Source organism: Dietzia sp. B19 (assembly GCF_014145155.1).
GTDB lineage: Bacteria > Actinomycetota > Actinomycetes > Mycobacteriales > Mycobacteriaceae > Dietzia > Dietzia natronolimnaea.
This window is the reverse complement of the sequence record NZ_JAALED010000339.1, coordinates 1-4,548: the sequence shown is the minus strand read 5'-3', so window position 1 is coordinate 4,548 and position 4,548 is coordinate 1. Positions and strand designations below refer to the sequence as shown.

The following is a 4,548-nucleotide window of genomic DNA, read 5'->3' as shown; positions in this document are numbered from 1 at the left end:
GGCGGGCCCCCACGACCACGGGGTGCCCGAGTGCGGCCAGCGCCTCCGCGGAGGCGCGACCGATACCGGAGGAGGCGCCCGTGACGAGGGCGGGACGGTCGGCCGCGTCCCGCTGCGGTGGGAACTTCAGGCTCATCAGCGTCTGACCTCGACGCGCATGGGCAGGCGGGCGAAGCCACGCACGTTGGAGGAGTGCACGCGCTCGGCGCCGGGCAGGATCTCGTACCCCGTGACGGACCGCGAGATCTGGTCGAGCGCGATCCGCCCCTCGAGTCGCGCGAGGTGCGCGCCGAGGCAGAAGTGCGGCCCCTGGCCGAAGCTCAGGCTCGCGGAGGTGTCCCGGCCCAGGAGGAAGGCCCCGGAGTCCTCGAACACCTCCTCGTCGCGGTTGGCCGCGCCGATGAGCAGGAGCACCTTCTGGTCGGCCGGGATGGTGACGTCGCGGACCGTGACCTCCTGCGTCGTGGTGCGCAGGACCAACTGACTGGAGGTGTCGTAGCGCAGGGTCTCCTCGACCCAGTCGGTCACCCGCTCCGGGTCGTCGATCACCAGTCGCGACTGGTCGGGGTACTCGTGGCCCCAGAACATCGCGTTGGCGAGCAGCTTGGTGGTGGTCTCGTTGCCCGCCACCACCATGAGGAAGAGGAAGGACAGGATCTCGTCCTCGTCCAGCTTCTCCCCGTCGATCTCGGCGTCGATGAGCGCCGAGGTGAGATCCTCGGTCCGCTGCTTCCGCCGGTCGGCGACCATGCCCTGGTAGTAGGCGATGAGGTCGAAGGCGGCGACCATCGAGTCCTCGGGCACGTCCTGACCGCCCTCCTCGCGGTGCATGACGAGGTCCGCGAGCCGGCGGAGCTCGTCGCGATCCGACTCCGGCACCCCCATGAGGTCGGAGATGACGTCCATCGGCAGCTTGCCCGCGTAGTCCTGGACGAAGTCGAACTCGCCGCCGTCCCGAGACCTGTCGAGGCACTCGTCCCAGTACTGCCGCGAGATCCGTTCGATCCCCTCGGAGAGCGCGTCGACCCGTCGGGAGGTGAAGCCCTTGCTCACGAGCTTGCGCAGCCGGGCGTGCCTCGGGTCGTCCATCGCCAGGAAGGACATCGTCTTGTAGGCGTGCGGTCCGTACGCCGCCGGGTCGAGGGAGACCCCCATCGCGTTGGAGAACACGTCGGGCGCACGGAAGGCCTCACGGACGTCGGCGTGCTTGCTCAGCGCCCAGAAGTCGAGATCCGGGTTGTGGTAGACGGGGGCCTCGGCCCGCAACCGGGAGTAGAACGGGTACGGATCCTCGTGTACGGCGTAGTCATACGGGCTGAACACGAGCGGGGCTGGAGTCGCGGTGGTCATGTCTCAGGTCACCTCAGGATGAGTCGGGCGGCGGACTCGATGGCGTCCGCCATGTCGGAGTAGGAGCCATAGCCCATGCCCGCGCGGACGAGCGCGCCCGCGTAGACCATCTCCAGGGCGTCGATCACCTCGTCTTCGGCCTCGTCACCCAGCGCGGCCGTCAGGCGGCGTCGGATGTCCGCGCCGATCCGGATCCTCAGGTGGGACACCTCCGGGTCGTCGCCCAACAGGGCCGCGGTGACCGCAGAGGAGAGCTCGGGCTCGTCCGCGACCAACATCGCGACGTCCCGCAGGACCGCCACCACCCTGTCCACCGTGGTGCCGCTGCCGGCGCCCTCGGTGACGTGGTCACGCAGGCGTCGCCAGAACACCTCGGCGATGAGGTGGCCCTTGGACGAGAAGTAGGTGTACGCGGTGGCCGGGGCGACGCCGGCCCTCGAGGCCACGGCCCGGACCGCGAGCCCGCCCGGCCCCTTCTCGCGCAACACCTCCACCGCGGCGCTGGTGAGGCGGTCGACGGTCTCTGCCTGCTGGCCGTTGAGGCGCCTTCGCGTGGATTCGAAACGAACGTCACTGGACATGTGTCTGGACAGTACACCACTCGCCGGACTATCGTCTAGACAGTTGTCCACCCGCACCCGACGGAAGGCCCCCCGTGACGACGAGCACCACCTACGACGCCCCGCTCCTCATCGGCGGCGAGCTGCGCCCGGCCTCCGGGGGCGGCACGTTCGACGTCCTCAACCCCGCCACGGAGGACCTGATCGGCCGCGCCGCCGACGCCCGCCCCGAGGACATGGACGCCGCCATCGAGGCGGCCCGAACCGCGTTCGACACCACCACGTGGTCCACCGATCATGCCTTCCGTGCGGCGTGTCTGCGGCAACTCCGGGATGCTCTGCAGTCCCACACCGAGGAGCTGCGCGCACTGACCATCGCCGAGGTGGGCGCCCCCCACATGTTCACCACCGGGCCCCAGCTGGAGGGCCCCGTGGCCGACCTGGGCTGGCTCGCCGACCTCGTCGACGCCTACCAGTGGGTCGAGGAGCTGGGCGAGTCCGAGGTGATGGGGGTGCGCTCCCATCGCTCGGTGCGCCGGGAGGCGATCGGCGTGGTCGGAGCCATCACCCCGTGGAACTTCCCCAACCAGATCAACCTGGCCAAGATCGGGCCCGCGCTGGCCGCGGGCTGCACCGTGGTGCTCAAGCCCGCACCCGACACCCCGCTCATCGCCGCGGCCGTGGCCCGGATCGCCGCCGAGGAGACCGACATCCCCGCGGGCGTGCTCAACGTGGTCTCGTCCTCGGACCACGGGGTGGGCGCCCTGCTGACCACCGACCCGCGCGTGGACCTCGTCTCGTTCACCGGGTCCACCGCCACCGGCAAGAAGATCATGGTGGCCGCGGCGGAGACCCTCAAGAAGGTCTTCCTCGAGCTGGGCGGCAAGTCCGCCGCGGTCGTGCTGGACGACGCCGACCTGAACGCCGCCTGCTTCATGACGGCCCTCAACGCCTGTACCCACGCCGGCCAGGGGTGCGCCCTCACCACCCGACTGGTGGTGCCCCGCGAGAGGTACGACGAGGCCGTCGAGGCGGCCAAGGGCGCCATGGCGGCCTTCGCACCGGGCGACCCCACCGACCCCGGCACCCTGTGCGGTCCGCTGATCTCCGAACTGCAGCGCGAGCGGGTCGAGGGGTACATCGCACTGGCCGTCGAGGAGGGCGGCACCGTCGAGATCGGCGGCGGGCGCCCCTCCGGCGAGGACAAGGCCAAGGGCTTCTGGGTGGAGCCCACCCTGATCTCCGGACTCGACAACTCCGCGCGGGTGGCCCGGGAGGAGATCTTCGGCCCCGTCCTCGTCGTCATCCCCCACGACGGCGACGACGACGCGGTCCGGATCGCCAACGACTCCCCCTACGGCCTCTCCGGCGCCGTCTGGGGCGCCGACCTCGGCCGCGTCGAGAGGGTCGTGGCGGGCATCCGCACCGGAACGCTCGGGGTGAACGGCGGCGTCTGGTACGGCGCCGACGTGCCCTTCGGCGGCTACAAGCAGTCGGGCATCGGCCGTGAGATGGGCCGCCAGGGCTTCGAGGAGTACCTCGAGACCAAGTCCGTGGCCACCCCGGCCTGACGCGCCGCCCGCACCCGAGCCACCACCCGCATCACGCCATATCAAGCCATATCAAGCCACACCAAGGAAGCAGAGACTACAGACATGGGACGTTTTGACGGCAAGTCCGTGATCGTGACCGGCGCGGCCGGCGGAATCGGCGAGGAGTACGCCAAGGCGCTCGCCGCCGAGGGCGCGAAGGTCGTGGTGGCCGACGTCTCGGACACCGAGGGCGAACGCGTGGCGGCGGAGATCGTCGCCGCCGGCGGCGAGGCCTTCTTCCAGCACACCGACGTGTCGGACCCGGACTCGGCCGACGCGTGCGCCGAGACGACCGTGGAGAAGTACGGCCGGCTGGACATGCTGGTCAACAACGCCGCGATCTTCGGCGGCATGAAGCTCGACTTCCTCATCACGGTGCCGTGGGACTACTACCAGAAGTTCATGCAGGTCAACATGAACGGCCAGCTCCTCATGGTCCGCGCCTGCTGGGAGAAGATGGCGGCGGCCGGCGGTGGAGCGATCGTCAACCAGTCCTCGACCGCCGCGTGGCTCTACTCCGGCTTCTACGGCCTGGCCAAGGTGGGCGTCAACGGCCTGACCCAGCAGCTGGCCACCGAGCTGGGCGGGTCGAACATCCGCATCAACGCCATCGCGCCCGGCCCGATCGACACCGAGGCCAACCGCACCACCACCCCGCAGTCCATCGTCAAGGACATGGTCGACAAGCTCCCCCTCAAGCGGATGGGTCAGCCCCAGGACCTGGTGGGAATGCTGTTATTCCTGCTGTCGGACGAGGCGTCGTGGATCACCGGCCAGATCTTCAACGTCGACGGCGGACAGGTCATCAGGTCGTGAGCGGGCAGTCGGCCGGCAGCGCGGGGGAGGACACGGGAGCCTCACCCATCGGGCCGGGGTCGCCCGAGCACTCCCCCGCGCCCGTGGGGTTCATCGGGCTCGGGAACATGGGAGCGCCCATCGCCCGGCGGCTGCTGTCGTGGCCCGGCGGACTGGTGGTCTGCGACGTCCGTCCCGAGGCCGCCGAACCGTTCGTCTCCGAGGGGGCCACCGCCGCCGCGACGCCCGCC

General features: G+C 70.3%; 5 protein-coding genes. 3 read left to right on the top strand and 2 right to left on the bottom strand.

What is annotated here, in order from left to right; all coding sequences use genetic code 11:
* Nucleotides 1-135: 135 nt before the first annotated feature.
* Both G6020_RS10265 and G6020_RS10260 read right to left on the bottom strand, forming a co-directional pair.
* Entirely contained in the window at nucleotides 136-1,350 is a 1,215-nt protein-coding gene (locus G6020_RS10265; protein WP_095717621.1) for a cytochrome P450, read from the bottom strand.
* A gap of 8 nt (nucleotides 1,351-1,358) precedes the next feature.
* The gene (locus G6020_RS10260) at nucleotides 1,359-1,931 is read right to left on the bottom strand and encodes a TetR/AcrR family transcriptional regulator (protein ID WP_182610552.1); all 573 of its coding nucleotides are present in this window, start codon (nucleotides 1,929-1,931) and stop codon (nucleotides 1,359-1,361) included.
* A gap of 74 nt (nucleotides 1,932-2,005) precedes the next feature.
* On the opposite strand from G6020_RS10260, the gene G6020_RS10255 reads away from it, so the two are divergent.
* The 3 genes from G6020_RS10255 to G6020_RS16610 all read left to right on the top strand — a co-directional run.
* A complete protein-coding gene (locus G6020_RS10255; RefSeq protein WP_179525952.1) occupies nucleotides 2,006-3,481 on the top strand; it encodes an aldehyde dehydrogenase in 1,476 nt (491 codons plus the stop codon).
* Between the two features lie 84 nt (nucleotides 3,482-3,565).
* Nucleotides 3,566-4,318, top strand: a complete 753-nt coding sequence (locus G6020_RS10250) for an SDR family oxidoreductase (protein WP_182610551.1) — start codon at nucleotides 3,566-3,568, stop codon at nucleotides 4,316-4,318.
* A gap of 47 nt (nucleotides 4,319-4,365) precedes the next feature.
* Nucleotides 4,366-4,548, top strand: a 183-nt coding sequence (locus tag G6020_RS16610; RefSeq protein WP_347238352.1) for an NAD(P)-binding domain-containing protein, incomplete at its 3' end; no start/stop codon positions are given.